The 25,077-nt window shown below is 64.8% G+C and carries 20 protein-coding genes; 7 read left to right on the plus strand and 13 right to left on the minus strand.

Translation table 11 applies throughout. The features are described 5' to 3' along the window. Positions 1-9 precede the first annotated feature (9 nt). Together GL284_RS03585 and GL284_RS03590 are read right to left on the minus strand one after the other, a co-directional pair. A complete protein-coding gene (locus GL284_RS03585; RefSeq protein WP_155043294.1) occupies positions 10-756 on the minus strand; it encodes a hypothetical protein in 747 nt (248 codons plus the stop codon). A gap of 9 nt (positions 757-765) precedes the next feature. Then, positions 766-1,764, minus strand: coding sequence for an AAA family ATPase (locus tag GL284_RS03590; RefSeq protein ID WP_150350678.1), 999 nt, complete (start codon positions 1,762-1,764; stop codon positions 766-768). A gap of 332 nt (positions 1,765-2,096) precedes the next feature. On the opposite strand from GL284_RS03590, the gene GL284_RS03595 reads away from it, so the two are divergent. Further along, the gene (locus GL284_RS03595; RefSeq protein ID WP_196216699.1) at positions 2,097-2,672 is read left to right on the plus strand and encodes a helix-turn-helix domain-containing protein; all 576 of its coding nucleotides are present in this window, start codon (positions 2,097-2,099) and stop codon (positions 2,670-2,672) included. A 923-nt stretch (positions 2,673-3,595) separates the two neighbouring features. Here the strand turns inward: GL284_RS03595 and GL284_RS03600 are convergent. Together GL284_RS03600 and GL284_RS03605 are read right to left on the minus strand one after the other, a co-directional pair. Next, positions 3,596-3,931, minus strand: a complete 336-nt coding sequence (locus GL284_RS03600; protein ID WP_150350680.1) for a hypothetical protein — start codon at positions 3,929-3,931, stop codon at positions 3,596-3,598. A 126-nt stretch (positions 3,932-4,057) separates the two neighbouring features. Next, entirely contained in the window at positions 4,058-4,249 is a 192-nt protein-coding gene (locus tag GL284_RS03605; protein WP_150350681.1) for a hypothetical protein, read from the minus strand. 265 nt (positions 4,250-4,514) lie between these two features. Between GL284_RS03605 and GL284_RS03610 the strand changes: the two genes are divergently transcribed. Then, on the plus strand, positions 4,515-5,045 hold the full coding sequence (locus tag GL284_RS03610) for a hypothetical protein (RefSeq protein WP_155043296.1): 531 nt from the start codon (positions 4,515-4,517) through the stop codon (positions 5,043-5,045). Positions 5,046-5,314: 269 nt separating this feature from the next. Here the strand turns inward: GL284_RS03610 and GL284_RS03615 are convergent, their stop codons facing one another. Next, a complete protein-coding gene (locus GL284_RS03615; protein ID WP_099649323.1) occupies positions 5,315-5,647 on the minus strand; it encodes a hypothetical protein in 333 nt (110 codons plus the stop codon). 1,262 nt (positions 5,648-6,909) lie between these two features. On the opposite strand from GL284_RS03615, the gene GL284_RS03620 reads away from it, so the two are divergent. Further along, on the plus strand, positions 6,910-8,109 hold the full coding sequence (locus GL284_RS03620) for an IS701 family transposase (RefSeq protein ID WP_150350684.1): 1,200 nt from the start codon (positions 6,910-6,912) through the stop codon (positions 8,107-8,109). Between the two features lie 823 nt (positions 8,110-8,932). Here the strand turns inward: GL284_RS03620 and GL284_RS03625 are convergent. The 7 genes from GL284_RS03625 to GL284_RS03655 form a co-directional block, all read right to left on the minus strand. Next, positions 8,933-10,861 (minus strand): DUF6538 domain-containing protein, encoded by a 1,929-nt coding sequence (locus GL284_RS03625; protein WP_155043297.1) that lies wholly within the window; start codon positions 10,859-10,861, stop codon positions 8,933-8,935. Positions 10,862-11,347: 486 nt separating this feature from the next. After that, positions 11,348-12,475, minus strand: coding sequence for a DNA cytosine methyltransferase (locus tag GL284_RS03630; RefSeq protein WP_155043298.1), 1,128 nt, complete (start codon positions 12,473-12,475; stop codon positions 11,348-11,350). A gap of 78 nt (positions 12,476-12,553) precedes the next feature. After that, positions 12,554-13,576, minus strand: a complete 1,023-nt coding sequence (locus GL284_RS03635) for a NotI family restriction endonuclease (protein ID WP_155043299.1) — start codon at positions 13,574-13,576, stop codon at positions 12,554-12,556. Between the two features lie 394 nt (positions 13,577-13,970). Beyond that, entirely contained in the window at positions 13,971-14,303 is a 333-nt protein-coding gene (locus GL284_RS03640) for a hypothetical protein (RefSeq protein WP_155043300.1), read from the minus strand. Between the two features lie 93 nt (positions 14,304-14,396). After that, entirely contained in the window at positions 14,397-16,499 is a 2,103-nt protein-coding gene (locus GL284_RS03645) for an AAA family ATPase (RefSeq protein WP_196216700.1), read from the minus strand. Positions 16,500-16,629: 130 nt separating this feature from the next. Continuing rightward, entirely contained in the window at positions 16,630-17,565 is a 936-nt protein-coding gene (locus tag GL284_RS21235) for a hypothetical protein (RefSeq protein WP_196216701.1), read from the minus strand. Between the two features lie 216 nt (positions 17,566-17,781). Beyond that, entirely contained in the window at positions 17,782-18,369 is a 588-nt protein-coding gene (locus GL284_RS03655; RefSeq protein ID WP_155043302.1) for a hypothetical protein, read from the minus strand. A gap of 120 nt (positions 18,370-18,489) precedes the next feature. On the opposite strand from GL284_RS03655, the gene GL284_RS03660 reads away from it, so the two are divergent. Then, positions 18,490-18,654 (plus strand): ribbon-helix-helix protein, CopG family, encoded by a 165-nt coding sequence (locus tag GL284_RS03660; RefSeq protein ID WP_155043303.1) that lies wholly within the window; start codon positions 18,490-18,492, stop codon positions 18,652-18,654. Between the two features lie 29 nt (positions 18,655-18,683). On the opposite strand, the gene GL284_RS03665 is transcribed toward GL284_RS03660, so the two are convergent. Continuing rightward, complete coding sequence (locus GL284_RS03665; protein ID WP_155043304.1) at positions 18,684-19,331, minus strand: SOS response-associated peptidase; 648 nt, start codon at positions 19,329-19,331, stop codon at positions 18,684-18,686. A gap of 153 nt (positions 19,332-19,484) precedes the next feature. On the opposite strand from GL284_RS03665, the gene GL284_RS03670 reads away from it, so the two are divergent. The 3 genes from GL284_RS03670 to GL284_RS03680 are packed head-to-tail and all read left to right on the plus strand — an operon-like array spanning position 19,485 to position 24,839. After that, on the plus strand, positions 19,485-20,240 hold the full coding sequence (locus GL284_RS03670) for an ImuA family protein (protein WP_155043305.1): 756 nt from the start codon (positions 19,485-19,487) through the stop codon (positions 20,238-20,240). Then, a complete protein-coding gene (locus tag GL284_RS03675) occupies positions 20,161-21,642 on the plus strand; it encodes a Y-family DNA polymerase (RefSeq protein WP_155043306.1) in 1,482 nt (493 codons plus the stop codon). Before GL284_RS03670 ends, GL284_RS03675 begins: the two co-directional genes overlap by 80 nt. After that, on the plus strand, positions 21,639-24,839 hold the full coding sequence (locus tag GL284_RS03680) for an error-prone DNA polymerase (protein ID WP_155043307.1): 3,201 nt from the start codon (positions 21,639-21,641) through the stop codon (positions 24,837-24,839). The genes GL284_RS03675 and GL284_RS03680 overlap by 4 nt, the downstream gene beginning before the upstream one ends. The last annotated feature ends 238 nt before the right edge of the window (positions 24,840-25,077 follow it).

Consider the following 25,077-nt stretch of genomic DNA (forward strand, 5'->3'; position numbering starts at 1 on the left):
GCCCGCTGGTCAGCGCGATACGCACCGCATCCCTGCGAAATTCATCCGTCCTGCCTGTGCCCATGGTTCATCTCCTTTGCTGCACATTACGTGATCAAAGGAGCGGCACCAAACCGCGACAGGTCCAACGGTGATGGAGGGTCCAATATATGTGTCGTAAACGGCCCCGCCTTGGGCGATCAGGAACTGTTCGATTTCTGCCACTTTGGCTTCGCGCCGGGGCCGACTGCCGAATTCCCAGAGTTCGATGTCGAGGACGTAGCGAACATCGTCTTGAAGATCCTCGGCTTCAGTGAAGCCCTCGGCCTTGATCTTCGGCCCGATCCGATCCCGCGGCGCGAGCCCGCCGATCCCATCGATCCGACCCACGAGGCCGGCGTAGTTCGGGTTCTTCTGACCAGGATTGGCGGGTGGAGCATCATACTTGCCGAGGCGGTCCACAAACTCGGTCAAATCACCCGTCGAGGAGAAGAGCAGGACAGTGCGATCCGCATCGCTGGAGACGACCGAGAGGCCGAGCCTCTCCCACTCGCTCTCGGCGATATGCCCATCCACTTGGACGCGAAGGAGTAGAGAGGGGTCAACGAAGGCGGCTGGCTTTGCGGCTTGCTGCTCCGCCACCGCAGCCTGGGTCTCCGCTTGGAGGGCGCCGCCGTGACCGCCGCCTCGTCCGGGTGGGGCGCCGCCACCTCCGGTCTTGCGCCGCGCGATCGGCACTCGAGCACGGATCAGTTGCAGGTGGTCGAGCTGGGCCATCCCGTCTTCCTATACTGAAGTGGCTCCCGCGCTACCTTTGTATGTCCTCGCACGCCGGCGCTCTGAATTGCGCAGAGCTGAGCGCAGATGGCCGTCGGTCACACCCGTGTTGCCATCAAGGATCGACAGCTTGATCGCGTGTTGGGTGATCCGGGCCAGTTCCGCATAGGAACTTCCTGTCAGACGCTCGACATAGGGCGTCGGATCGATGGATGCTTCCACGTTGCGGAAGGCGTGGCGCAGATAGGCTTTGATCATCCGCGCGTCGGGTAGGTCGAACCAGACCACCTCGTCAAATCTCCGCCAAATTGCTGGATCGAGCTGATCCGCGAGGTTCGTCGCCGCGATCAGAAACCCGCCAGGCTCGATCTGCTCGATGAACATCAGGAGACTGTTAACCACACGGCGTAACTCACCGGTTTCGGTCGCCTCCTCCCGCGAGCGCGCCAGCGCGTCGAACTCGTCAAAGAAGAGGACGCAAGGCTGACGACGGGCGAACTCGAAAGTTTTGCGAATGTTGGTCGCCGTCTCACCAAGATAGGACGACACGAGGCTATCGAGGCGCACGACGAAGAATGGCAGTCCCAACTCGCCGGCGAACACCTCGGCGCACATGGTTTTCCCCGTCCCTGGCGGGCCACAGAAGAGCAGCTTAGAGCGCACGTCGAGACCATGGCGGCGTAGGCGGTCTCCCTGTCGGAACTCGCGGATGATGCCGGCGAAGAGTTCGGTGTTCTCCTGCGAGAGGTGAAGCTCGGCCGGCGTGCGCTGCGGCTCCACCCGCTGGATGAAATCGCGGGCCTCATCTGGGAAGGGCAGGAGCTTAGCTGCGGGAGCCGTTTGAATCGCACCTTCACCGAGGCGATCAAGAGACTTGCGAAGGGAGCCTGCGAGCACACGATTGCCCTTGCGCTCTTCCTCGCCGATGATCTGCTCGAATACGGTGCGGAACTTATCATCCCGACCGTAGCTCGTTATGAGCTTCTTCATCAGTTCGCCGCGCGCCATCTCGCCTCCGTTGTCCCATCTATCCTACGCGTTCGATTAGGGCCGTGCCAACAATAATTGAAGTATTCAAGTCCCTGCGGCGAGATCGTGTGATCGAAACACACGCCGGCGCAGTACTTGCAGCATTCGGCAAGCTCGGCTGGGAGCTGTTACGCGGCGCCTTACGGGCCCTCGCGGCGACCGTCCGCTTTCCGCCCTCGACTGCCTGCGGGGCCTTGCGCCCCGACCGACCGCTCTCCGCCCAAACTGTCGGTCTCCTGAGGAAATCGCGCGGCCCCCCAATGTAAATCATCCTTTGCTTTCTGACGCTCAGAATGCAAACGATCCTTGACATGGACACTCTTCTGGCAGCCCGCCGCGCGCGGGGCATGACGCAGGGCAACGTCGCGCGGGCGACGGGGATCAGCGTGCCGACGTTGCGGGCGCTGGAACGGGGCGAGGGTGGGCTTGGCCCATTGGTTGCGATCATGGGGGTGCTGGGCCTGCGCTGGGGATGGGTTCCACATGGCGAGGATGCGGCGGCTGCCCTGGCGGGGCGGCGCAAGGTGCGGGGAATCAGCCAGGCGGAACTGGCACGGCGGATCGGCTGCAGTCGACCGACGCTGATCGCGCTGGAGCGCAGGCTCGCAGGCAGCGTCGCGACCCTGGCTCGGGCGCTGCAGATCCTGGGGCTGCGGCCGATGCTGCGCGGCGTGGCACCGGTCGGGCGCGGCCTGGTGCCGGCACGCAACGCGCCGGCTCGGGACCTGGTGATGACGCCGCCGGAGCTGGCAGCCGCGGTGATCGGGCATTTCGCCCCGGGCCTGAGCGGCAGCGTGCTCGATCCGGCGCGGGGGCAGGGGGCGTTCCACGATGGCTTATGCATGGCTCTGGCGGTGAAAGCGTCGGAGCGGCGCATGAGGAAATGAACATGCCTTCAAATCTTCAATCGAACATGCCGCACCAGGGGTGCGTGAGAAGGGCAGGACTGGACTGAGGTTCGCCTGCGGGGTCATGGCAATCGGCGCCCCCCTTCGCACGTCATGAAAGTTCCGCGCCGGGCGATGGCCGATGCCGCGATGGCGGGGCGTGCCGCGAGGGCCGAGGAGGATGGATATATGAAGACCTATTTAAACCTTCATATGTTCAGATATCAAAATGAGGGGGTTGCCGTTACGACCGGAGAAGCCCCTCGCCGAGATCTGCGGGCAGCAGGGCCTGGACCAGAGGTCTGTGCGATAGGCGGGCATCGGCTGGTCCGAGATCGGTTGTCGTTGAGGAAATGGACACCCCTTCAATGAAGACCGTTGCATTCTGCTGATGCGATGAGGGCAATGCCGGAGACGGGAATGCACCCGGGCCTGCAAAGGGGGAGCCGCGCAAAGGCCGGGCAGCACCTCGCGGGTCAGCGCCGCCCAGGGGTGGTCCGGCAGATTCTCCGATGCGGTGCCGAGGGCTGAATGGTCTTCCTCGGCGGTGTCCGTCTCGAATTCTGCGACGGCAGGACCCCATTTGGCCTCCGCCGCGGCACTGACGCTGGAATGGGATCCTCTCGTCCACGCGTCCGGATGCTGCGGGTACCGGCGGTGATGCGGGGGCGGACATTGGCAGTCGCCGCCTGTTTCTGCTCGCCGCTACCGGCGGATACCACTTCAAGGCCGGTCCAAGTCCCACTCGTCGTGATCGCCGTCATCCTCCGCAACCTGTCCATGTCGATCGAGCAACACCGTCAGACCCTTGGACTCCATGCGAAGCCACCCTTGATCCCCGTTCCGCATGAACGACAGGCGCAGCACCTCTATTTCGTTTTCTCGGGCGATCTGCCATGCCAGACAGATGAGCTGCGCGCGCGTCAGTGGCTCTGGCCGTCCAGGGGTTCGTCCAGCAGCAGGAGAATTCGCGACAGGTCGTGCTGTATCGTGGTGATGTCGCGTCGTTGCCCCATCAACTCCTGAGCTATCCACCTGGTCAGATCGCGTGTCTGTTTTTCGGCCTCCATCGCCAGGGCCGCCCGGTCCACCTGGTCCCCCACCCGGGTGATTTCGGCCACAAATCGGTCGATCCGTTCCGAGAGACCCGGCGTCTCCTCTTGCGCCAGCAATGCCCGAAGCGGTGCGATCAGCGCGGTCAGCTTGCGCAGTTCGATCAGCAGTTCGGGCCATTCCGAAGGGGGCGACGATTGGTTCATTCAGGGTCTCCAGCCTATTGCCAAGTTCATGCCATTGCCTTGTCGCCTGGGCGGCCAACCTCGTTGCAAGCAACAGACTGGCTTGTCGGCGACGCCAGGCGGAAAGGATCTGGGAAAGGTGCCGCCTTATCCCTGCGAAAAGGCCTGCGGCTTTTGCAGCATGGCCCAGCAGTCGAGCATGGTCGTCAGCGCCGCCCGTTCTGTTTCGAGCAGCCGGACGCGGGCTTCCAGCTCCTCGATCCGCGTTTCCTGACGCGCGAGGCTCTGTTCGAACTGCTGCGTGAGCCGCAGCTCCAGTGGGCTGAGCATATCTGACAAGGCGATCTCCTGTAGTAGCGGGGTGGCAGGGGGGCAACTCGAGGCCGGGTTGCGCCAGGGTTTCGAGGGGCTCCGGAACGGGGCACGTCTGAAAGCCGAAGCGTTCGGAGTTGCCCCGCGCACGTCGCCGCAGCGCCTCGAGGAGACGGGCCGGGGCAGTCTCCAGATCACGCCGCCGCAATCGCGCGAGTTCCTCGGCCGACATTGTCATTGCCGGGTTTGCCAACGAGAACTCGTTTGAGAAGAGCAAGCCGCCGAGTCTGAAATGTTCACCGGTCTTGATCGACTCAAAGCTGACCGACTTGTCATTGACCTTATGAACCCTGACTCCAAGCTCACCCAGTCCAAGTGCCATGAAGTTGATCAAAGCCTCGCGGTCGGGCACATTGCCCTTCGCCCAAAGCTCCTTCGCCAAGGCAGCAACCTGTTCCGGCCCGGTCGCCGGCAGCAAAAGTCCCTGCCGTTCGGCCTCGCGTCGCATCTTGGTCAGCCAGTCCGGCAGCTTGATGAGCTGGCGCCTGTCATGCGCCATCGGATCCGCCCAACCGAACCGGCCATTGATCGTATCCAGATAATGATGCCAGAGCTTTTGCTGGATCTGCATCGGTGGATGCGGGTTGTGCGACGCGATGGAGGCCGTTGCGCGCCAGACTGCCCGGGGCATCAGGATATTGACCTCCAGCCTACCGGTATGCGTGTGCGTGCCGACCAGCGGATGCAGCCGTGCGGCGGGTGGGATGCCGCAATAAGCGCTCTCGAAGAACAGGTTGAGGGTTTGGCCGATCTGGCGACGTGACACGGGATCGCCCGCATTGAACGCCTGGGCGTCGATATCGCCTGCGTCGAACGACAGGGTGGCGACCGAGTAGCGATGCTTCGTGCGCAGGGCGTTTAAAACCATCAGTGTCAGGGTGGGGTTGCCGATCAGCAGTTCGGGGGGCGGATCCCGCCGAAGTGTCTCGGGAGCACTGCCGATCCGCTTCTGCACCGCGGCGCCCAGCAGGTAGTCGACTGCGGCCTTGGGCGGCCCTTCGCCGGCGCCGGAATATGGCGACCACCCGAGGATCATCGTGACGCCTGTTTCATCACAGCTGCCAAGCGACGCTCGATGGCGACCAGGATCACGGACGAGGCGATCTGCTCGCCGTCCTCAGATTTGGCCAGGCCGTCCGCCACACGCGCGAGTTCCCGGGTTACGTCTTGCATCACCTCGGCCATCCAGATCAGATGGACAGGATTTGCAGGCTGCCGCGCGTTCTTTACGCTGCTGATCAGGAACTGTGAGATCGTGAGCCCCGCCTGCTTTGCAGCCCTTTTGATGGGCGCCCAGTCCTCGTCGTAGACGGAAATCTGGCGCGTTTTGGTTTGGTCTTCGGTCAGCTTTCTCAGGCGGGCCATCGGATTTATTCTCCGTTCCCGCACGCGTCGCAGATAGGATTTCTATGGGTTTGCGGAGTCTTGATATCAGTGTGAGGCAAAAGTGATTCCCGTGTATTTTGACGGTTCAAACGACCAGCTGAAGCGGTGCAGGATTTGACGCGTTGGTGCCGCAAAAGGGCAGCTGCCTGGCGCCCGGACCGTGCCCTGCCAGCAGCGAACAACGGCATGATCGAAGGAGGCCATCCTCGCATGAAAGAAGCCGCCGACGGTCCCATAGCGGGGTCAGAACAGCTTCCCGCTGACACCGTGGCCGCTGGATTGTGGATGCCGATCATCACCGCGTCTCTTTTATGGTGTCGAGGGGGCCGCGCGCCCCGCAAGAGCCGCAGCCACAGCGGTGGCTGTGCGGCCGCAGCGGACTCAAGGGCGATGTCAGCGACTGGGCAAACCTGGCGGTGACGCTGCCGGCTGAATGGCCCAGCAGGCCCGTAATGGTGAGTTCGCAATAGCCGAGCGTTGCAGCCGTCGCGGCAAAGGTATGGCCCAGGGTGTGGGGCCGAGACGCCGGTGATCCGCGCCTCGGCAGTGATCCGTGCGAGGCACTTTGGTAGGGCGCTCTCAAAGGCGCCGACGTTCTGCTCGTCCATTTTGATGCCTCTACGCTCGTTTCGTTAGGTATTGTGGTTCGGGTGGCCTGCTGCGGCAGTGGATCGAAAGCAGAGCGCACCTTGCATGGTTGGCGCTATCTCACTGTTATCTCATGCGTCTAGCTTGAAGTGATGGCGCGGCTGACGGTGAATTGCTCGGCGCGACACGGGTTTTTCATCTGAGGCAACAAAAATCGTGCCTGACGGCCTCTCGGCGCCGGCTGGAAAGATCACGTCCTTTTGATCACAATGGTGGACGTCTTTTGCTGTGATCCCACAACTTGCTGACACAGCGACCATGATCGGGTGAGCGTGCTGGCGCTGGGGTGCTTCAGCGGACGCCGTCGTCCGGCTTCAATTCAAGGATCCGCCGGGCACGGGGGCGGCAGCAGAGCGGGCAGAGCATGGCGCAGCAGGGGGACTTGGGCCGGGATCCCGTTCAGCAGGGTCAGCACGCCGCGACGCAGCGCGGCGATGACGATGGCCTGCTCGCCGAGGCTCGCGGCCAGGCGCAGCTATCAGCAGGGTGCGCGACGTCAGCGCCGAGGGGTCGCTGGGCAGGCTAGCATTACAGTTGCATTCTTTTCTCCGCTCTGAATCAATGCGCTACCATGACTAAGTTAGGGATCATGGATGGCGGGGTTGTCGGTCGAAGAGACGCTGGAGCTTTGGGCTTCCTCACTCCGTGAAGTAAAGGCTCGAATTCGGCCGCTGTTTACGCAGGAACGGGTTGCGGCATCGGCCGGTCAGTTTCTCGACGGCTTGTTGGGTGAGGAACGGCGCAAGACGGGTTGGATGCGGGCCGAAGCGGCTGGAGATCCGGGCCCCTGGCGTCAGCAGGCGATATTGGGTCGTGGCCATTGGGATGCCGACGCGCTGCGCTATATTGTGCGGGACTACGCCGTGGAAACGCTGGCTGATCCCGAGGCGGTGCGGGTGATCGATGAAACCGGTTTTTTGAAGCAGGGCCACGCCTCCTGTGGGGTCGCGCGCCAATATACGGGGTCGGCAGGAAAGATCACCAATTGCCAGATCGGCGTCTTCGCCAGCTACGTCTCGCAGCACGGACATGCTTTTATCGATCGGGCCCTCTATCTGCCGAAAGCATGGGCTGAAGCCCCGGTCAGACGAAGCCGGGCCCATGTGCCCGAGGCGGTGGAGTTCGCCACTAAACCTGCCATCGCCCGCAGCATGATCGAGCGCGTGCTCTCGACCAAGGTTCCATTTTCCTGGGTGGCCGCCGACAGCGTCTATGGCGTTGGCGATATCGAAATAGCACTGCGCCGCGCTGGAAAAGGCTATGTCCTGGGTGTCAGTTCCAAGCACGCCTTCAATTCCTGGGGGAAAGCCTATGCCGTCAGCGGGACGGCCGGGAGCATCGCGGAAGACTTGCCGCCCGAGGCTTGGCAGCGTCTTTCGGCCGGCGCGGGCACCAAGGGCGAGCGGCTTCACGACTGGGCCTACCTTGATCTCGCCGATCTCGATGCTGGCGAATTCAATGCTGATCTCAGCGGCGTATGGACCCGGGGCCTGCTGATCCGACGCAATATCTCCGATGGCGAGTTGGCGTTCTTCACCACATGGTGTCCGGAGGGCACGGGCATGGAAACACTGGTGCGTGTCGAAGGACATCGCTGGGCAATCGAGGACAGCTTCGAGACCGCAAAGAATGAACTCGGCCTCGATCACAACGAGACCCGTTCCTGGCACGGGTGGCACCGCCATGTATCGCTGGTCATGCTGGCCTTCGCCATGATGGCTACCATTCGCCATCACGCAAATGTCGAACCGCCCAAAAAAACGATGCGCAGGCTGCCAAGGAACCCAAGCTGATCCGCTGGTCAATTCAGGAGATCCGACGCATCGCCAATCGGCTGGCCCAACGTCAGATTGAACCGGCTTATATTATCGCTTGGTCGATGTGGCGAAGGGCTCATCAAGCCGCAGCAAGGCAGGCACACCTTCGAAGAAACGTGCAACTGTAATGCTAGGCGGAGAATGCTGTGATCATCATCAGGGTGATGGCGCAGAGAATGCGCATCATCGTCACGGTATAGGCTTGATTTGGCCATCGCGCGGTGCAATGCGGAAAAAGGCCATCGGTCTCGCGGCGGCGAGTTCTTTGCTGAGAATTCTACGGACCGCTTCCGATAGGCCTGGCTCCAGCTCGGTGCTGCGAGGAGCAACGAACAGCCGGGGATGCACTGTAGAGGCGACAGGTCCTCAACTCCGTCTGCTATTAGATTCACCAGGGGGCCGTCGCGCTGGATCCAAGGCCTGGTTGCGTGCGGACTGCGGATCCGAGGTGATCCGGCTCGATGGGTCCGGGCAGGTGATCCATGACTTGGACGAACCGGATGACCTCTCAGCCGCACCGCGCTGATGAGGCGAGGGCTGGCCGGCTTCAATACCTGGCCTTGATCTCGAAGCGGTTCGCAGTCAGTTCGGCCACCACCGCTTCGCAGTCAGGATAGGAATCCTGCATGGGGGGCAGCAGCAGCGCCAGCGGGGTGCCGGGGGTAATACGCTCGCCACCGACGATGCGGTCCCTCTGAGCATCAGGACATATTCACCCTCGCGCATCGAGCCGCTGCCGATTCGATACCGGACCTCTTCCACCTCGTCCGGGGTCAATTCGATGATCATGGCATCTCCATCACAAGGGCAGGCGCGGCAGGCGCTCCAGGGCGGCCAGCTTTGCGGCAAGAGGCGATGTTTCCGTATAGCGCTCCTCGGTGATCGAACTGCCGGCGTGGCCAAGGATGTCCTTGCGCACCTGGTCGGGCACATCGGTCAGACGGCCCAGTTGGGTGGCGACATAATGACGGAACGAGTGAAAGGTCTTCTTGGCCCGATTCGCCGTAACTTGCCGATCGACGAGCTTGTTGAAGCGGTAATTGATCTTGTCCCCGAACTTGCCGCCTTCGTCGTCATCCGCAGCGTCCTCCACCGACGGCAGCGTTTTGGGACGCATGTCGGGGAACAGGTCGGCGTCTCGCCCGCCCTTGGCCAGACGGCTTTCGGCATGGTCCACCAAGCCCAGCTCGAGCAGCTCTGGGTGCAGCGGCAGGACCCGCGCCGAGGTCAGGTTCTTGAGGCCGCGGTTGCGGTTGATATGAAGCGTCATGCAGGGGATGCCTTCGACCGTTCCGATCTCCGCGGCCTTCAGCCCGGCGATCTCGCCGCGGCGCGCACCGCTCAGCGCGGCGATCAGGGGCAGCCAATAAAACCCGTCCTTGGTCAGCATATTGCCCGGCTGTTGCCATCTTCCCGTGCTCTGAAAGCCGTGCCAGACGGGATGACGAAAGATCGCCTGCACATCCTCAGCGGTGAAGGGCGGACGGTCGTCCCGGTCGCGCTTGGTCTTGCGCTGCCTCAGGCTGTTCGGGTCAAGATCACCCAGGCCCCGGAAACCCTCGCTGCGTCCCTTGATCAGGAGCTGGCCGATGTAGTCGAGGTTGCGATTGATGGTGGTAGCCGACAGCCCGACTGGCTGGCCGCGCGCGTTTTCCAGGATGACGCGCAGGGGTTTGCCGCGATCCTTCGGCGATTTTCCGTAATGCACAGGAAGCAGCTGCAGTGTGTCGACGAATTTCGCGATATGCTCCTGGCGCAAGGCCCGCACGTCCTCGACCCCCGTCGCTTCGACGAACAGGGCAAAGACACGAGTCATTTGCAGGATCATGCCGCCGGACATGCCTTGCCGGCGTTTCTGGTCCATCAGCCGCGCGACCAGTGCGGTCAACTGCGGATCATAGGCGGGCTGCTCGCATGGCACAGCATGGGCCGCCCCTGTATTGAGCGAAGCCCGTGCAACGGGTGCCGTTGCGACGGAAGGAGCCGAGGGTGTCGCCTCGGCACGGGCCGCAGCCTCGATAGCGACAGGAGGATCGCTGCAAACCTGCGCTCGGGCAAGCTCCGCCGCCAGATCGCTGGCTTGCTCTGTCACGGCCTGCTCGGCGCTCATGTCGAGCAGCGCCGCCCCACGGCCCCGATAATAGATCTGGCGCCCGTGCAGCAGTTCCAGAGGCGAGAACTCCTGCCTCTTCAGCTCTTCGCGCATCAGCCGCAGCGAGCGCGTGTTGAGCCCCTGGCGCGGATCCTCGGCATAGGTCCGGGCTTCCTGCTCCAGCACCGTCTGCACGGCGGCAATCTCGGCCTCGGTGCGACCCTCGTCTCGCATCGAGTCGCGGTCCTGGTCGGTCAGCGGGCAGGCCGAGGCGCCACGCTCTGCAAGCAAGGTCAGGGCCTTGCCAACTGCCCAGTCATAAGACTTCGCCTGCTGCCAGCTTCGCTCATGCCCGGCTTCGGCCGCAGCCAGGCGACGGTTCTGGATCTTCTGGTGTTCGCGGGCGATGACCGCCCCCAGCAGCCGGCGGGCGTCTTCCTTGCTCAGCCCCTGATGGACCATGGCGTCAATCACCCCGCAGCTTTCTCCACCCAAGATTGCGGCAATCCGCCGGCCAATCAAGGGGTCCGAAGTGCGCAGGCTCAATTGCAGGACGCCGCCGCCCAGTTTTGCCGGCAGCCGTTTGCGCCAAGTATAAATGGCACCGCGCCGGAACGTGTGGATCTGAATCGTCATCGTCTTCCCCCGTTGGAGGAGCCGATTTCGCCAGCGTCAGGCATCACAAGTTTGGGTCAGATGTATGACCCACACATGCAACGCAGCACGCAGGGTGCTTTTATCCAAACAAAACCAATATGCTAGCTGAGTTTGGCTCCGGCGGTAGGGGCCGGAGAAAATGACCAAAGACAGCGAGAAATAGGCTTTTTAACGGGCAGCCGGTCGGTGAAAAACACGGTTGTCAGCGTTGTATGACACCCGAATCGGCTTGTAGCAAGCCGGACGATACGCACACGACAGAGCCCACATTCATAAGTTGCTCGTGGGATCTTTGACATCTCTGCCATCTCGTCATCGATAACGAGATCAAAGCCTTTTTACAGATTTCTTGTCCTCAAGTCCGCTGGTCCCAGCAACGGTCCGTCCCACCGAGTCCTGTTCGCATAGCGAAGCAAAAGGCCGGGCAAAGCCGGACCATGAGCGAGATTCAAAAATGCAGAGTGGTCACTCCGCAGCGATCGGCGCGGCGGTTCTCTCCTCGATTAGCTCGCGGATGGTGCGTCCGATGGCACGCCCCAGAAGCGGAGGCACCGCGTTCCCGACCTGCACATATTGGTCTGTCTTGGAGCCTTGAAATTCGAACCAGTCTGGGAAGGCCTGAAGGCGCGCAGCTTCACGCACCGAAACGGCCCGGTCTTGCTCAGGGTGGATATAGGCACCCCAATGGATGTCGCACTTGGTCAGCACCGTGCAGGACAGCCCATCCCAAGTCATCCGGCCATACCGTTTGGTATGATCGGACCGCTTCGCGCGCTTCATGCCTGCAGGAAGCAGGTCATGGGGGATGTCCCGCCAGCTGCCGCCCGGCGGGATATGCTGCAGGCGCTCGACATTGACCTTGCCCAGCCGGGGCGCGCCATGGTTCTCGACCGTCTTCTGGCCGCCACGGACAAACTCTTGGAACGCGCCTTTCGCGGCCTTGGTATATTTCGCGGTCCCGCCGTCCTCGCCGTTCTCCAGCGCAGGCAGGTCACCGATCGCCTCTTTGATCGTCGTGAAAGGTTGAAGGCCTGCGCCGTGGGTAGGTGCTGGATGGCGGATGGGGGAACCGATCCGATTGCCTATGAAGACCACCCGACGACGCTCTTGAGGCACGCCATACTCTTCGGCTTTGAGGACCTGTTCCTTGACCTCGTATCCGAGCGCGGCTAGCTCAGCCTTGATCGCCTTGACGGCTTCTCCACCGCCAATGGAGTAGATACCCATGACGTTTTCCATCACGATCCAATCGGGCTCCAAGCCCTTAACGATCCGGAGGTATTCCTTGAACAGTGTTGCACGTTTGTCATGCATGCCCCGCTGGTGGTTGTAGACCGAGTAGGCTTGGCACGGTGGTCCGCCAGCCAGAACGGTAAGCTCACCCCTCTTCAGACCGGTGTCCTTCATCAGACGTTCGATGGTCACGTCTTCGATAGGTTCTCCGATGAATTTCGCATGTTTGTGCGTCTTTTCGAAGGTTTTTCCAGCCGCCTCGAAGAGATCGACCCCGGCCAGAACCTTGAAGCCAGCCATCTCAAGTCCGGCAGACAGGCCGCCTGCGCCGCAGAAGAGATCTATCGCTGTCAAGGTCATCTTATCCGCCTATCCGCCATTTGTTCTTGTTTTGTTTTTAGTGAGGCTCTATCACCAAACCATGAATCATGCAACGATTTATGGCAAGATTTTTCCGCGTATCCGGGCCTCGAACTCTTCCAACGAGACCGCTTCCCCCCCGGTGAGACCCTCAATGGCGCTCTCTAGGGTGGTGCCAAATTCGTCCACGATCTCTAAACGATACAGGTCGTCGCCGGGTTGCCGGCGGAAGTCGGCAAGGAACCAAACGACATCGCAGTTTGACAGGTGTTCGACCCGCTTCATCTGGCCCATCGACATAAAAAACGCCATATCGACCAAGATTGCCATCTTTTTTCCCCAGCGCCGGAGCGTAGGGACCTTGATCTGCAGCTGAGGCATCAGCCGCTTCGGTCCACTGCTTCTATAGTCTGGGCGCCGACCTTCGACAGGCATAGCCGCGACTCCTTGATGTTCCTGGATGTCACGGAACTCAATTGCCATTTCACGGCCTGAAAAATAGACGGCTTGGATTTCGACGGCACACCATTTCATGTCGCCGCCCGGAGGGAGGTTATCGGCGACAAGAATCATGTCGATGCGACCGACATCCTCCCCAGCGACGCTGTCTAGGTTGCCTGTCGATTCCAAGAAGCCAACCTCGCCAGCCTGAGTCGGGGCGGGGTCACCCAGCAGGCGCTCACCGATATGCCTGAAGGCGGCGTTATCTTGATGAAATCGGTATGGGCACAGGGCGCGGATCATCCCGCGAGCGCCCTCTAAAGGTCGGAATGGCCCGTCATCGTCGGTATATAGCCGAAGGGAACAGACGCCACCAGGCTTCGTGCATGTCGGATGCATGACGTCCGTTCGGAACGGGCATGGCTGTTCGCCATCCTGTTGCCGGTCCATCAGGGCTGTCAGGATGTCGAGGCGGCTCATTTCTCGCTCAGACAGGACCCCGAGTGCGGCCTTCTCTTGGAGTGCGATGAGACGGTTCACATCGACCTTCTTCATCGTGTGAGACCCGACCTTGTGCTGGGCCAGGCGAACGCGATCCAGCGGCAAAATGTCCATAAAGGGCTTACCATACCACTCTGCAATATGAAATCGTTCCGCCATAGCCGCCCCGAGAATCTATTCCCTTTCAACTGAGACGCTAAGGTCGCTCAGGTCAATCGCATAGAACCTATTTCATCTTTTGCTCTTCGCGGCATTTCAGCTGCTCTGCATGACCCGCCCGCCGCGGATTTCCCTTTCTGTGATGTAGAGGTCTGGCAAGGCATTCATATCGCTCCCGCGGCAGGACCGGCTATCGTCGACATCGTGGCTAAGTTCCCGATAAGCCTGTTTAACTATGGCTTCCGAAACGCTACACGTGACGTCCACGCCACGCGAAGCCTTTACGGGCGTGCGTCGATGCTGCAGCTGTAAGTCGCCCGTCCAGTTCGGGTAGCGGCTTTGGGGCTTATCGCTTAAATGCCTTGAGTTGGAACGCGTCTAGTGAGCCTTCGCTTTACCCGAACGCGTTAACGGTAACCCGCATAAGATCATCGAGCACCTTCCTCTGGAACTCTTCTCTGATCTGGCCGTCGACGGAGAGGATTGTGATCTTGATCTGCAGCTCGGCGCAGCTGTTTGCCGGGGTCTCGGCGATTTGGGCTTCGATGGCGGCGATGCGGGTGGCGAGGTTGGTCATGGCGGCGAGGTGGGCTTGGCCGGTTGCCGTGGCGTAGCCTGCGGTGGCGGCGTGGCGGTCGTGACGGGCGTGGGTGGTCCAGGCGCGCTGCCAGTCGGCGAGGGCGGTGTTGAAGATCTGGCGCGGGGTTTGGGGCCGCGGTTTGGGCATGGGGCACCTCGCCGTTGCTGGAAGGGATGATGTGGAAGAAGAGAAGTGCTTTGGTGCTTTGATCGGTCCGGACTGGTTGTCGCGTGGCGCTTCTCAGCCTGTTTGGCAGGCCGGAGGCTGAGAAGCCGCGACTGGCGACGGCCCGCTCTCCGGCGCGTGCGTTGCGACCACTTCCTCACCCGTCCTGACCTTCTCGAGCCACTCTTCTGCCTCTTGTCCGGAGAGTTCGCGGCGGGTGGCGAGGGTTTGGGCCATGTCCTCGAGCAGGGTGCGGTGCGGGGTCAGGATCGCCAGCGCCTGCGCCTCGGCGGCCTCGATGCGGGCGCGCAGGCGGTGGCGTATGGCCTTGTCGTGCAGCCAGTCGGTGGTCTCGCCGAGCCAGAGCGGGCCCTCGGCGCCGAGGCCGAAGCGGGTCTCGATGGCCAGCGCGACACGGGTCGCCAGAGCCAGATCGGAGTCGTCGGGGCCGCCAGCGCCCGAGGTGACCGTGCCATAGACCAGCCGCTCGGCGGCGCGGCCGGCCATGAGTTCGGCCAGCAGATCGCTGTGATCGGCGATCAGGCCGGCGCGCGGGGCGCGGCGGATGCGGGTCTGGCCGCCGGTGCGCTTCAGCGCAATGTGCTGGATCTGGCCATGGCCGAGGGCGGCCGTCACCAGCGCGTGGCCGCATTCATGGATGGCGATGCGCCGCGTCATCGCGGGATCGTCGTCGGCGCCGAAAGCCGCGCGCAGGTCATCGGACGTCAGCGGGCGCCCGGCGCGGCGGGCCTCTCCACGCAGGCCCCGCAGCGCGGCGTCCAGATCGGCCATGCTGTGGCCGACGGCGCGCTGCGCCAGATCGCGGATCTCGGGCTCGGGCAGGTTCAGATGGCGGCGCAGCACGCCCGCCAGCGTGGCGGCATCGGGCAGCGGCACGGTCAGGCGCAGGTCAAAGCGGCCCGGGCGCAGCACCGCCGGATCGATCAGATCGGGGTGGTTGCAGGTCGCGACCACGACCACGCCCTCGTCGCGCGCGATGTCGTCCATCAGCGCCAGGAAGGCGTTCACCACCATGACGCGGTAATTCTGGTGCGGGCCGCGATCCGCGCGGGTGCCGACAGCGTCGAGCTCGTCGAGGATCAGCATGGCGGGGGCGCGGCGGCGGGCCTCGGCAAAGCTGGCGCGCATGGCCTTCAGCATATCGCCGAGATGACCTGCGGCCTGCCATTCGCCGAAACTGGCCGGGATGGCGGCAAAGCCCGCAGATCGCGCCATGGCCTGCGCCAGCCAGCTTTTGCCGGTGCCGGGCGGGCCGTGAAAGAGCACCGTCCGGGTCAGATCATGCCAGCCAAGCGTGCCCGCGCGCCAGAGCTGCAGATCGGCGACCATGGCGCGGGCGGCACTCAGCGCCGGGCTGTCGCCGCCAATGTCGTCAAGATGCGGCGGGTCATCGGGAGCCCGCTCGCGCGTCGCGCGCAGGGCGGCGAGATTGTGCGCGACCTCGGCCACCGTGGCGCCGCGCAGGGCGATCAGCAGATCGGCCATGCCGGGGTGAAAGCCGTTCATCGCCATCTGCAGCGCGGCGCTGTCGCCGGGCCTGGCCGGCGGATGGGTGCGGGCCAGCAGCGCCTGCAGGATCTGCGCGTCGACGGGGGCGAAGTCGATCACCTGCATGCGGTCCTGCAGCCGCGGCTCGGGCAGCGCGCCGCCGGCCAGCACGATCAGCAAAGGCGCGGCGCTGTCAAAGCCCACCATCAGCAGGCGCGCCAGATCGGTGGGGCGATCGCCGCTGCCGATGGGGATCAGGCGCAGGCAGCGCGGCGGCAGGCGCCGGATCGGAAAGCTGTCCAGGGGCTTTTGTTCGCGGATCTGCCAGATAGCGGGCAAGAGGCAGGGCAGGATGTAGTGCAGCGCGGGCCAGTCTTCAGCGGTGACCCCGCGCAGGAGCGTGATGGCGTTTGGCGTGATCGCGGCATTGACGGCGGCCTGGCTGCCGAAGCTGGCCGCAAGGCGCAGGCCCGTCAGCAAGGTGTGGCTGGTCAGCGCCGGTGGCCTCGGGTCTGACATGCGGGCGGGGTCATCGTCGGTGGCACCCGCGTCAGGGTCCGGCAGATCCTCGTGATCCTGCAGACGCTGCAGGAGTTTATGGGCGAGATAGCTCCAGCCGGGTTGGCCGGATTTGGCGGGTTTCTTCGGGGCGGGTTGATGCTGGGTCATGGGTGGTGCCTCGGCATGGAAGGATGGGCCGCGCCGCAAACGGGCGGTGCGGAGGATGGTTGGGGCACAATCGCAGGCGGGGAATTTGACGCGATCGACAGCTTGCGGGCTGTTGCGATGAAGACCGTGGCTACATGCAGCCTGACTTTGCGTCCAACTCTGCCGCAATGCGGTCGAGTTCGGCCTCGAGCACCGGAAGCAGGCCCGGGCGATAGATCTCGCGCACCACATTCATCGCGCCTGCGAGTTCGGCGGCGGGCACCACGGCCTCGGGATGGGCGCGGATCAGGCGGCGATGCGCGGCCTGTTCCGCCCTGCAGGCAAGATGGCCCGACGCCATGGCCAGCACGCGCAGCACCTCGACCTGCGCGTCACGCGGCAGGCCCAGCTGATGGCGGTGGCGCTTGACCGGATGCGCGCTGTAGCCGAGCTTGAGATATTGTCGGGCGGGACAATCCGTCGTCGCGGGCAGGAAGATGCGGAAGAGATAAAGGAAGCTCGGCTTCGCATTCCAGCCCCGCCCGCAGCCGGCGCAATCGCATTGGCCCCAGAGCATATTGGCCTGCGCAATCCGCTGCACATGTCCGCAATGATGGCGATAGAGCCGGTAGTTCGGCTGCCCTGAGGGGCAATGCCCGAGCCGTTCCCAGCCAAAGCGCCGCGCCTCGCTGGCCTCACGCTCTGCGTGGCAGGTCTCGCAGCGCAGCCCGGTCTGGCCCTTGGCGACGCGGTCGATCAGCTCGAACTGGCGCGTCAGGACATGCCCGCAGGGCGCGCGGAACCGGCCATAGCCGCGCCGGTCCGGATCCGGGCCGAGGAAGCTGACGCCCGCCGCTACGGCGACCGCACTGCGCCGCGCCGCCAAGCAATGCGGGCACAGCGGCTGGTGCCGCATCAGCGTGAACAGTTTGGTGGTGAAGGCGCCGCTGCAGTGTCGGCAGCGCAGCTGCAGATGAAAGCGGTCGTGGATGCGGGCGATGAGGTCAAAGCCCTTGGCCGCCGCCACGGCGCGCCAATGCGCATGGACCGGGCCGGGGAAAGCGGGTGTGTGGTTGAGCGTGGGCATGAAGGATCCTCCCGTGCAGCGGGATGCGTGGGCGCGCGGGGCTGCGGCGAGGCGCAGCCCGGGGCGGGAAACCTGGGAAGGGTTTGCGTGCTGAAGGGCTTGCGACGGTGCGACATGGCTGGGGTGGGAAAGCCCGTGCCGTCGTCCGCTGACCATAACCAGATGGACTGAGCCTTGGTTCGGACCGCGCGGATTCAGGCTGCCGAAGGTCGGACGCTACGCGCCGGGCGCAGCCTGCATCGCTTGCGGATACGTGTCGGAAGCCTCAGTGAAACCGGTCTCGGCGACCGGAACATCCCCAGGCATCATCTCGACGCACTCGCCCTCGATCACCACCGCGTGGTCGGGCAAGGCGGCCAGCTCTGCCAGCGCGCGCCGCGCCTCGGCCAGCATCAGGTTCACCCGCCGCGCCAGCGGATGCCGTCCCGGGCAGCGCAGCAGCGCCCCGGGCGCCGCCACGCGCGCGTAAAGCTGCGCGAATTCCGCGCCATCCTCGCTGAGGCTCAGCGCCCGGGTGATGCGCGCAATCCGCAACAGCGGCCGGTCCTCCAGCCGCTCGGCCGGCGTGTCGCAGAGCGCATCCAGCGCCGCCCCGACCGCCGCCCGCGCGGCCTCGGCATCGCGCAGCCAGTGATCGCAGGCCGGATCCCAGCTGCCGGAATGCTCCAGATCCCGCTCGGCCTCGATCCACGCCCCGAGCGCCCGCTGCATCACGCCAAAGCGCCGCGTCACCGATGTATGCGTGAAACCGGGAGCAAAGGCTTCCAGAACGCCAGCAGAATGAATAGATTGGTAAACAGTCATGGTCGATCTCCAACAAGGTTGACCTGATTAGGGCCGAGGAGAGGGCTGCAACCCTTGTCTCGGCTCGTCTAATATGGAATATTGCCATTACAATGTCAACATCATAATGGCAATATTGCTATGGCTCCGCCAAAAAAAGACACAGAAGCGCTTACACTTCGCCTCCCCCGCGAGCTGATCGAAGCCATCGACGATCGCCGCCGCATTGAGCCCGATCTGCCCACCCGGCCCGAGATGATCCGTCGCGCCCTCGTGCAATGGCTGGACCTGACCGCAGCCACGTAGTCCGCCCGCCCGCGCCAACCGCCCCGTCATCACTCCACCTCGATCAGCTCGTCATCCTCCAGCGGGCGCTGCAGGTGGCGGGCTTCGGACCAGTCGGCGCTCAGCCAGGTGTCGATCTCGGTCGCCGAGGTCAGGATCACCGGCATGGCCTTGGGATGGATCCGCCCGACCACGCTGTTCGGCGCACATGTCAGGAAGGCGAAGAGCTGGTGATCGCCGGTCCGGGGCGTCCTCGCTGAGCCCCGGGTGCCGTGCCAACCCGTCCAGATCCCGGCAAAGAAGAACAGCGGCCGCGTCCGGTCCAGCGCGAACCAGTGCAAGGGCTTGCGCCCGGTCACCGGGTCGGGCCGCTGGCCGTATTCCGAGAAGGCCGTCGCCGGCACCACGCAACGATGCGCGACCCCCAGCCAGCGCCGCCAATGCGGGCTGGCGGTGTTGCGGATGTTCGTCACGCCACTGTCCGGCGCATCCGGCGTCTTCAGAAATTGCGGCGGCGTCGGCATGCCCCAGGTGAGCCGCGCCAGCTCGCGACCGCGGCCGGTGTTGCGCAGAACCGGCGCCGGGCGGTCGGGATAGACATCGAGCGAGGGCTCAAGATTGCCGACACTGTCGGACATGGCCCCGGCAATGTCGCGGATCGCCTGCTGGTTCGTGGTCAGATTATACAGGTTGCACATCGGCTTGCCTCCTCCGGCCACGGCATTCCTGCCGATATGGGCCCGGATGGCACGGATCACAAATCCCCGGCGGCGATTGACTCACGGCTTAAACCGGAACAAATGGGGAACATACTGCCTTGAGTCCCATCCCGACAGGAGCCCGACACTGCCATGTCCGCGCCTCGTTCCGATCCGGCTCTCGTGGCGCTGCGGCAGCGGATCGCGGCGATCGAGGGCGATCACGGCCCGCCTTTGGCGGAGCTGCCCTTCGGCCTCTCTGAGCTTGACCGCCGCCTGCCCAAAGGCGGGCTGGCGCTTGGCTGCCTGCATGAGGTCGCGGGCGGCGGCAACGGCGCCACCGATGGCGCGGCGGCGGCCTGTTTTGCCGCCGGGATCGCCGCGCGCCTGCCGGGGCAGGTGCTCTGGTGCGTGACGCAGGCCGATCTGTTCGCGCCGGGGCTGGAACAGGCCGGCCTGCCCTCGGGCCGGGTGATCCATGTCGAGGCGGGCGACGACACCTCGGTGCTGGCCTGTATGGAGGAAGGGCTGCGCCATGGCAGTCTGGCCGCCGTGGTGGCGGATGTGGCGCGGCTGTCGATGACCGCCTCGCGCCGGCTGCATCTGGCGGCCAAGACCTCGGGCACCACCGGCATCGCCTTGCGCCGCTGGCGCAGGCAGGCGGACGCCAGCGATTTTGGCCAGCCGACCGCGGCAATGACGCGCTGGCGGGTCTCGGTGCTGCCGTCCTCGCCCTTGCCGGTGCCGGGGCTGGGCCGGGCGCGCTGGCTGGTGGAGCTGCTCCGCGCGCGCGCCGGAGAGTCGTTCGATCTGGAACTGGAGGCATGCGATGGCACGGGTCATCTCGGTCTTCCTGCCGATGTGGCCGGTGGACCGGCTGCGGCGGCAGGACGGCACGCCGTCGGATAGGCCGCCAGAAAGACCATTGGTGCTGGCGGGCCGCATCGGCAATCGCCGGCTGCTGACGGCGGTGGATGCGCTGGCGGCAGGGCTTGGCCTGCGGCCCGGCATGCCGGTCAGCAAGGCGCAGGCGCTGGTGCCCGATCTGCGGATCGCGCCCGCGAATGTGGCCGAGGATCTGGCGAGCCTCGAGCGGCTGGCCTTCTGGATCCTGCAGCGCATCGCGCCCATCGTCGCGGTCGATCCGCCGGACGGCATCGTCATCGACGTGGCCGGCGCCGCGCATCTGCATGGCGGCGAGGACGCGCTGTTGGAGGCGCTGACCGGGCGGCTTGCGCTCTCGGGCGTGACGGCGCGGGCGGCGGTGGCGGACACATGGGGCGCGGCGCATGCCATGGCGCGCTTTGGCGGCGATCTGGCCGAGATGCCGCCCGAGGCGCTGCGGCTGCCCGCGGCCACCGTGGCTGGTCTGCGCGACATGGGCTTTGGCCGCATCGGCGATCTGATGGCGCAGCCGCGCGCGCCGCTGACCCGCCGCTTTGGCCCCGAGCTGATGCGCCGCATCGACCAGATGTTCGGCGATGCGCCGGAACCGATCGACGCCCTGCGGCCCGCAGACCTGATCGAGACCCGCCGCGCTTTTGCCGAACCCATTGCCGCGCCCGAGACCATCGCGCGCTATGTCGGCAAGCTGGTGGCGGCACTTTGCGCGCAGCTGGAAACGCAGGGCCTTGGCGCTCGCCGCCTGGACCTGATCTGCCACCGCACCGATCGCGAGATGCAGACCGTGCGCGTGGGCCTGGCCGTGCCGCAACGCGATCCGGCCCGGCTGACCCGGCTGCTTTGCGACAAGATCCCCAGCATCGCCCCGGGCTTCGGCATCGAGATCATGACGCTGGCCGCGACCATCACCGAGCTACTGGCGGCGCGCCAGACCAGCACGCTTGCGCCCGAGGCGCCGGAACTGTCCGGTCTGATCGACATTCTGGCCAATCGCGTTGGCGCGCAGGCGATCTACCGCATTGCGCCCGTCGACAGCGATGTGCCGGAACGCTCCATCCGGCGCATTCCGGCACTGGCCGAGGATAGCGGTGCAGGTTGGCCGCATCACTGGCCGCGCCCGTCGCGCCTGCTGCCGCGCCCCGAACCCATCGACACCATGGCGCTGCTGCCCGACCAGCCGCCGGTCTGGATCGCCTGGCGCGGCGTGCGCCGCCGCATCGCCCGCGCCGATGGCCCGGAACGCATCTTCGGCGAATGGTGGACCCGCGAGGCCGAGCGCATCGCGGTGCGCGATTACTTCCGCGTCGAGGATGATGCGGGCGAACGGCTGTGGATCTTTCGCGCGGGCGACGGCGAGGATGCCGCCACCGGATCGCATCGCTGGTTCCTGCACGGGGTCTTCGGATGAGATATGCCGAGCTACAGGTCACCTCGGATTTTTCCTTCCTGCGCGGCGCATCGGACGCCGAGCACCTGTTTGCCACGGCGGCGGCCCTGGGCATCGAAGCGCTTGGCGTCGTGGACCGCAACTCCGTCGCGGGGATCGTCCGGGCATGGCTGGCAGCCAAGGCGACGGGGGTGCGGCTGGTCGCGGGCTGCCGGCTGGATCTGGCCTGCGGCATGTCGGTGCTGGTCTATCCGACCGGCAAACCGGCCTGGTCGCGCCTCTGCCGCCTGCTGACGCTTGGCAAATCGCGGGCGGGCAAGGCGGCCTGCCATCTGCACTGGTCGGATCTGGCCGAGCATGCCGAGGGGCTGATCGCCATCCTGATCCCCGATCAGGCCGATGACGCTTGCGCCTTGCGCCTGCGCCGGCTGCGCGAGGTGTTTGGCGACCGTGCCTATCTGGCGCTGACGCTGCGCCGCCGCCCGAACGACCAGCTGCGCCTGCACGATCTGGCGACGCTGGCCGCCCGCGCCCGCGTGCCCACGGTTGTCACCAATGACGTCCTGTTCCACATCCCCGCGCGCCGCATCCTGCAGGATGTGGTGACCGCCATCCGCCACAATTGCACCGTCGAGGCGCTTGGCCATCGCCGCGAACGTCACGCTGACCGCTACCTGAAGCCGCCCGCGGAAATGGCCCGCCTGTTTGCGCGCTATCCCGAAGCGCTGGCCCGCAGCATCGAGATCATGGACCGCTGCCGCTTCGATCTTGGCCAGCTGAGATACCAATATCCCGAGGAACGCGACGATCCCGCGCTCACGGCGCAGGACACGCTGGCGCGGCTGACCTGGGCCGGCGCGGCCACGCGTTACCCCGAAGGTATCCCGCCCGAGGTGACAAAGGCGCTGCACCATGAGCTGACCCTGATCGGTCGGCTGCACTATGCGCCCTATTTCCTGACCGTGCACAGCATCGTTCGCTATGCCCGGTCGCAGAACATCCTGTGCCAGGGGCGCGGCTCGGCGGCCAACTCGGCGGTCTGCTATGTTCTGGGCATCACCGCCATCGATCCGGGCCGTAACGACCTGCTGTTCGAACGCTTCGTCAGTGAGGAGCGCCGCGAGCCGCCCGATATCGACGTCGATTTTGAACACGAGCGCCGCGAAGAGGTGATCCAGTGGATTTACCAGACCTATGGCCGCGACCATGCCGCGCTGACCGCGACCGTCATTCGCTACCGCGCCAAGGGGGCGTTGCGCGATGTCGGCAAGGCCATGGGCCTGGCCGAGGATCTGATCTCGGCGCTTTCCTCGCTGATCTGGGCCTGGTCCGACGAGGGCGTCACCGATGCACAACTGGCCGAGCTGAACCTGAACCCCGCCGACCGTCGTCTGCGCCTGACGCTTGATCTGGCCCGGCAGCTGATGGGCGCGCCGCGGCATCTGTCGCAACATCCGGGCGGCTTTGTGCTGACCCATGACCGGCTGGATGATCTGGTGCCGATCGAGCCCGCCGCGATGCAGGATCGCCAGATCATCGAGTGGGACAAGGATGACATCGACGCGCTGAAGTTCATGAAGGTCGACATTCTGGCGCTTGGCATGCTGACCTGCATGGCCAAGGGGCTGGCGCTGGTGGCGGCGCACAAGGGCGCGCAATATGATCTCGCCAGCATCCCGGCCGAGGATCCGCGCACCTATGCGATGATCCGCCGGGCCGATACGCTGGGCACCTTCCAGATCGAGAGCCGGGCGCAGATGGCGATGCTGCCGCGCCTGAAGCCCCGGACCTATTACGATCTGGTCATTCAGGTCGCCATCGTGCGCCCCGGCCCGATCCAGGGTGACATGGTGCATCCCTATCTGCGTCGCCGCGCCGGGCTGGAGCCCGTGGAATATCCAAGGCCAGAGCTGCAAAAGGTGCTGGGCAAGACGCTGGGCGTGCCGCTGTTCCAGGAGCAGGCCATGCGTGTCGCCATCGAATGCGCGGGCTTCACCCCGGGCGAGGCGGACATGCTCAGGAAATCCATGGCCACCTTCAAGTTCACCGGCGGCGTCAGCGCCTTTCGCGACAAGCTGATCGACGGCATGGAAGCGCGCGGATATCCGCGCGACTTCGCCGAGCGGACGTTCCGGCAGCTCGAAGGCTTTGGCTCATATGGCTTCCCCGAAAGCCATGCCGCCAGCTTTGCGCTGGTCGCCTATGCCTCGGCCTGGCTCAAGTGCTGGCACCCGGATGCGTTTTGCGCGGCGCTGTTGAACAGCCAACCGATGGGCTTTTACGCCCCGGCCCAGATCGTGCGCGATGCCCAGGCGCATGGCGTCGAGGTGCGCGCGGTCTGCGTGAACGCCTCGGAGTGGGACTGCACGCTGGAGCCGACGGACGGGCGTTTCGCCGTGCGGCTGGGCCTGCGCAGGATCAAGGGGCTGGCCGAGGTCCATGCCCAAGCCATCGCCCGCGCCGCGCCCTTTGCCTCGGTCGAGGATCTCTGGCGCCGCGCCGAGGTGCCAAAACCCGCCCTGATCCGCATCGCCGAGGCGGACGGGTTCCACGCCTTCGGCCTGTCACGGCGGCAGGCGGTCTGGGCGGTCAAGGGCCTGCCCGACAGCGACCTGCCGCTCTTCGCGGCGATTGAGGGCAACGAGCCCGCCGTTCCGCTGCGCCCGATGAGTGCAGGCCGCGAGGTGGTCGAGGATTACAGCCGCACCGGCCTCTCGCTGCGCCGCCATCCGGTGGCCTTCCTGCGCGAGGATCTGACGCGGCGCCGCATCCTGACCTGCGCTGACGCCATGGCGCTGCCGAACCGCCGCTGGGCCGAACTCGCGGGCCTGGTGCTGGTGCGCCAGCGCCCGGGCTCGGCCAAGGGCACCATGTTCATCACGCTCGAGGACGAAACCGGCATCGCCAATCTCGTCGTCTGGCCCAGGGTCTTCGAGGCCAATCGCCGCATCATCCTCGCGGCCAGCATGATCGCTGCGCGCGGCATGATCCAGCGCGAGGGCGAGGTGGTGCATTTTGTCGTCCACCGCCTGACCGATCTCTCGGACGCCCTCGCCAGCGTCGGCCACCGCGGCGCCTTCCCCCTGCCGCATGGCCGCGGCGACGAGTTCCACAATGCCAGTCCAACCCCGGATGCTCGCCACCCGAAGCCCCGCGACATGTTCATCCCAGATCTGCATCTCGATACGATCCGGGTCAGGACAAGGGATTTCAGGTGAGGGGAAAGGGGCAGGTCAAACCCACCTGCACTCGGCCCACTGCCGCCGTTCACGAGAGCGCCGTGCTGCTATGCGGCATTCACCAGACCTGCCGTTCGATACTCATTGCAGCATTTCCACCACCTCAATAGCGGCAGAGCGGGGACGAAGCAGGTGTTCGCTGCGAGCGCTGAATGTTCGCCGCATCAGCGAGGAAAGGCGGATCAGCGAAGAAGGCTCATCTTCATCGCCTATGCGC

The organism is Paracoccus shanxieyensis, assembly GCF_009711265.1.
GTDB lineage: Bacteria > Pseudomonadota > Alphaproteobacteria > Rhodobacterales > Rhodobacteraceae > Paracoccus > Paracoccus shanxieyensis.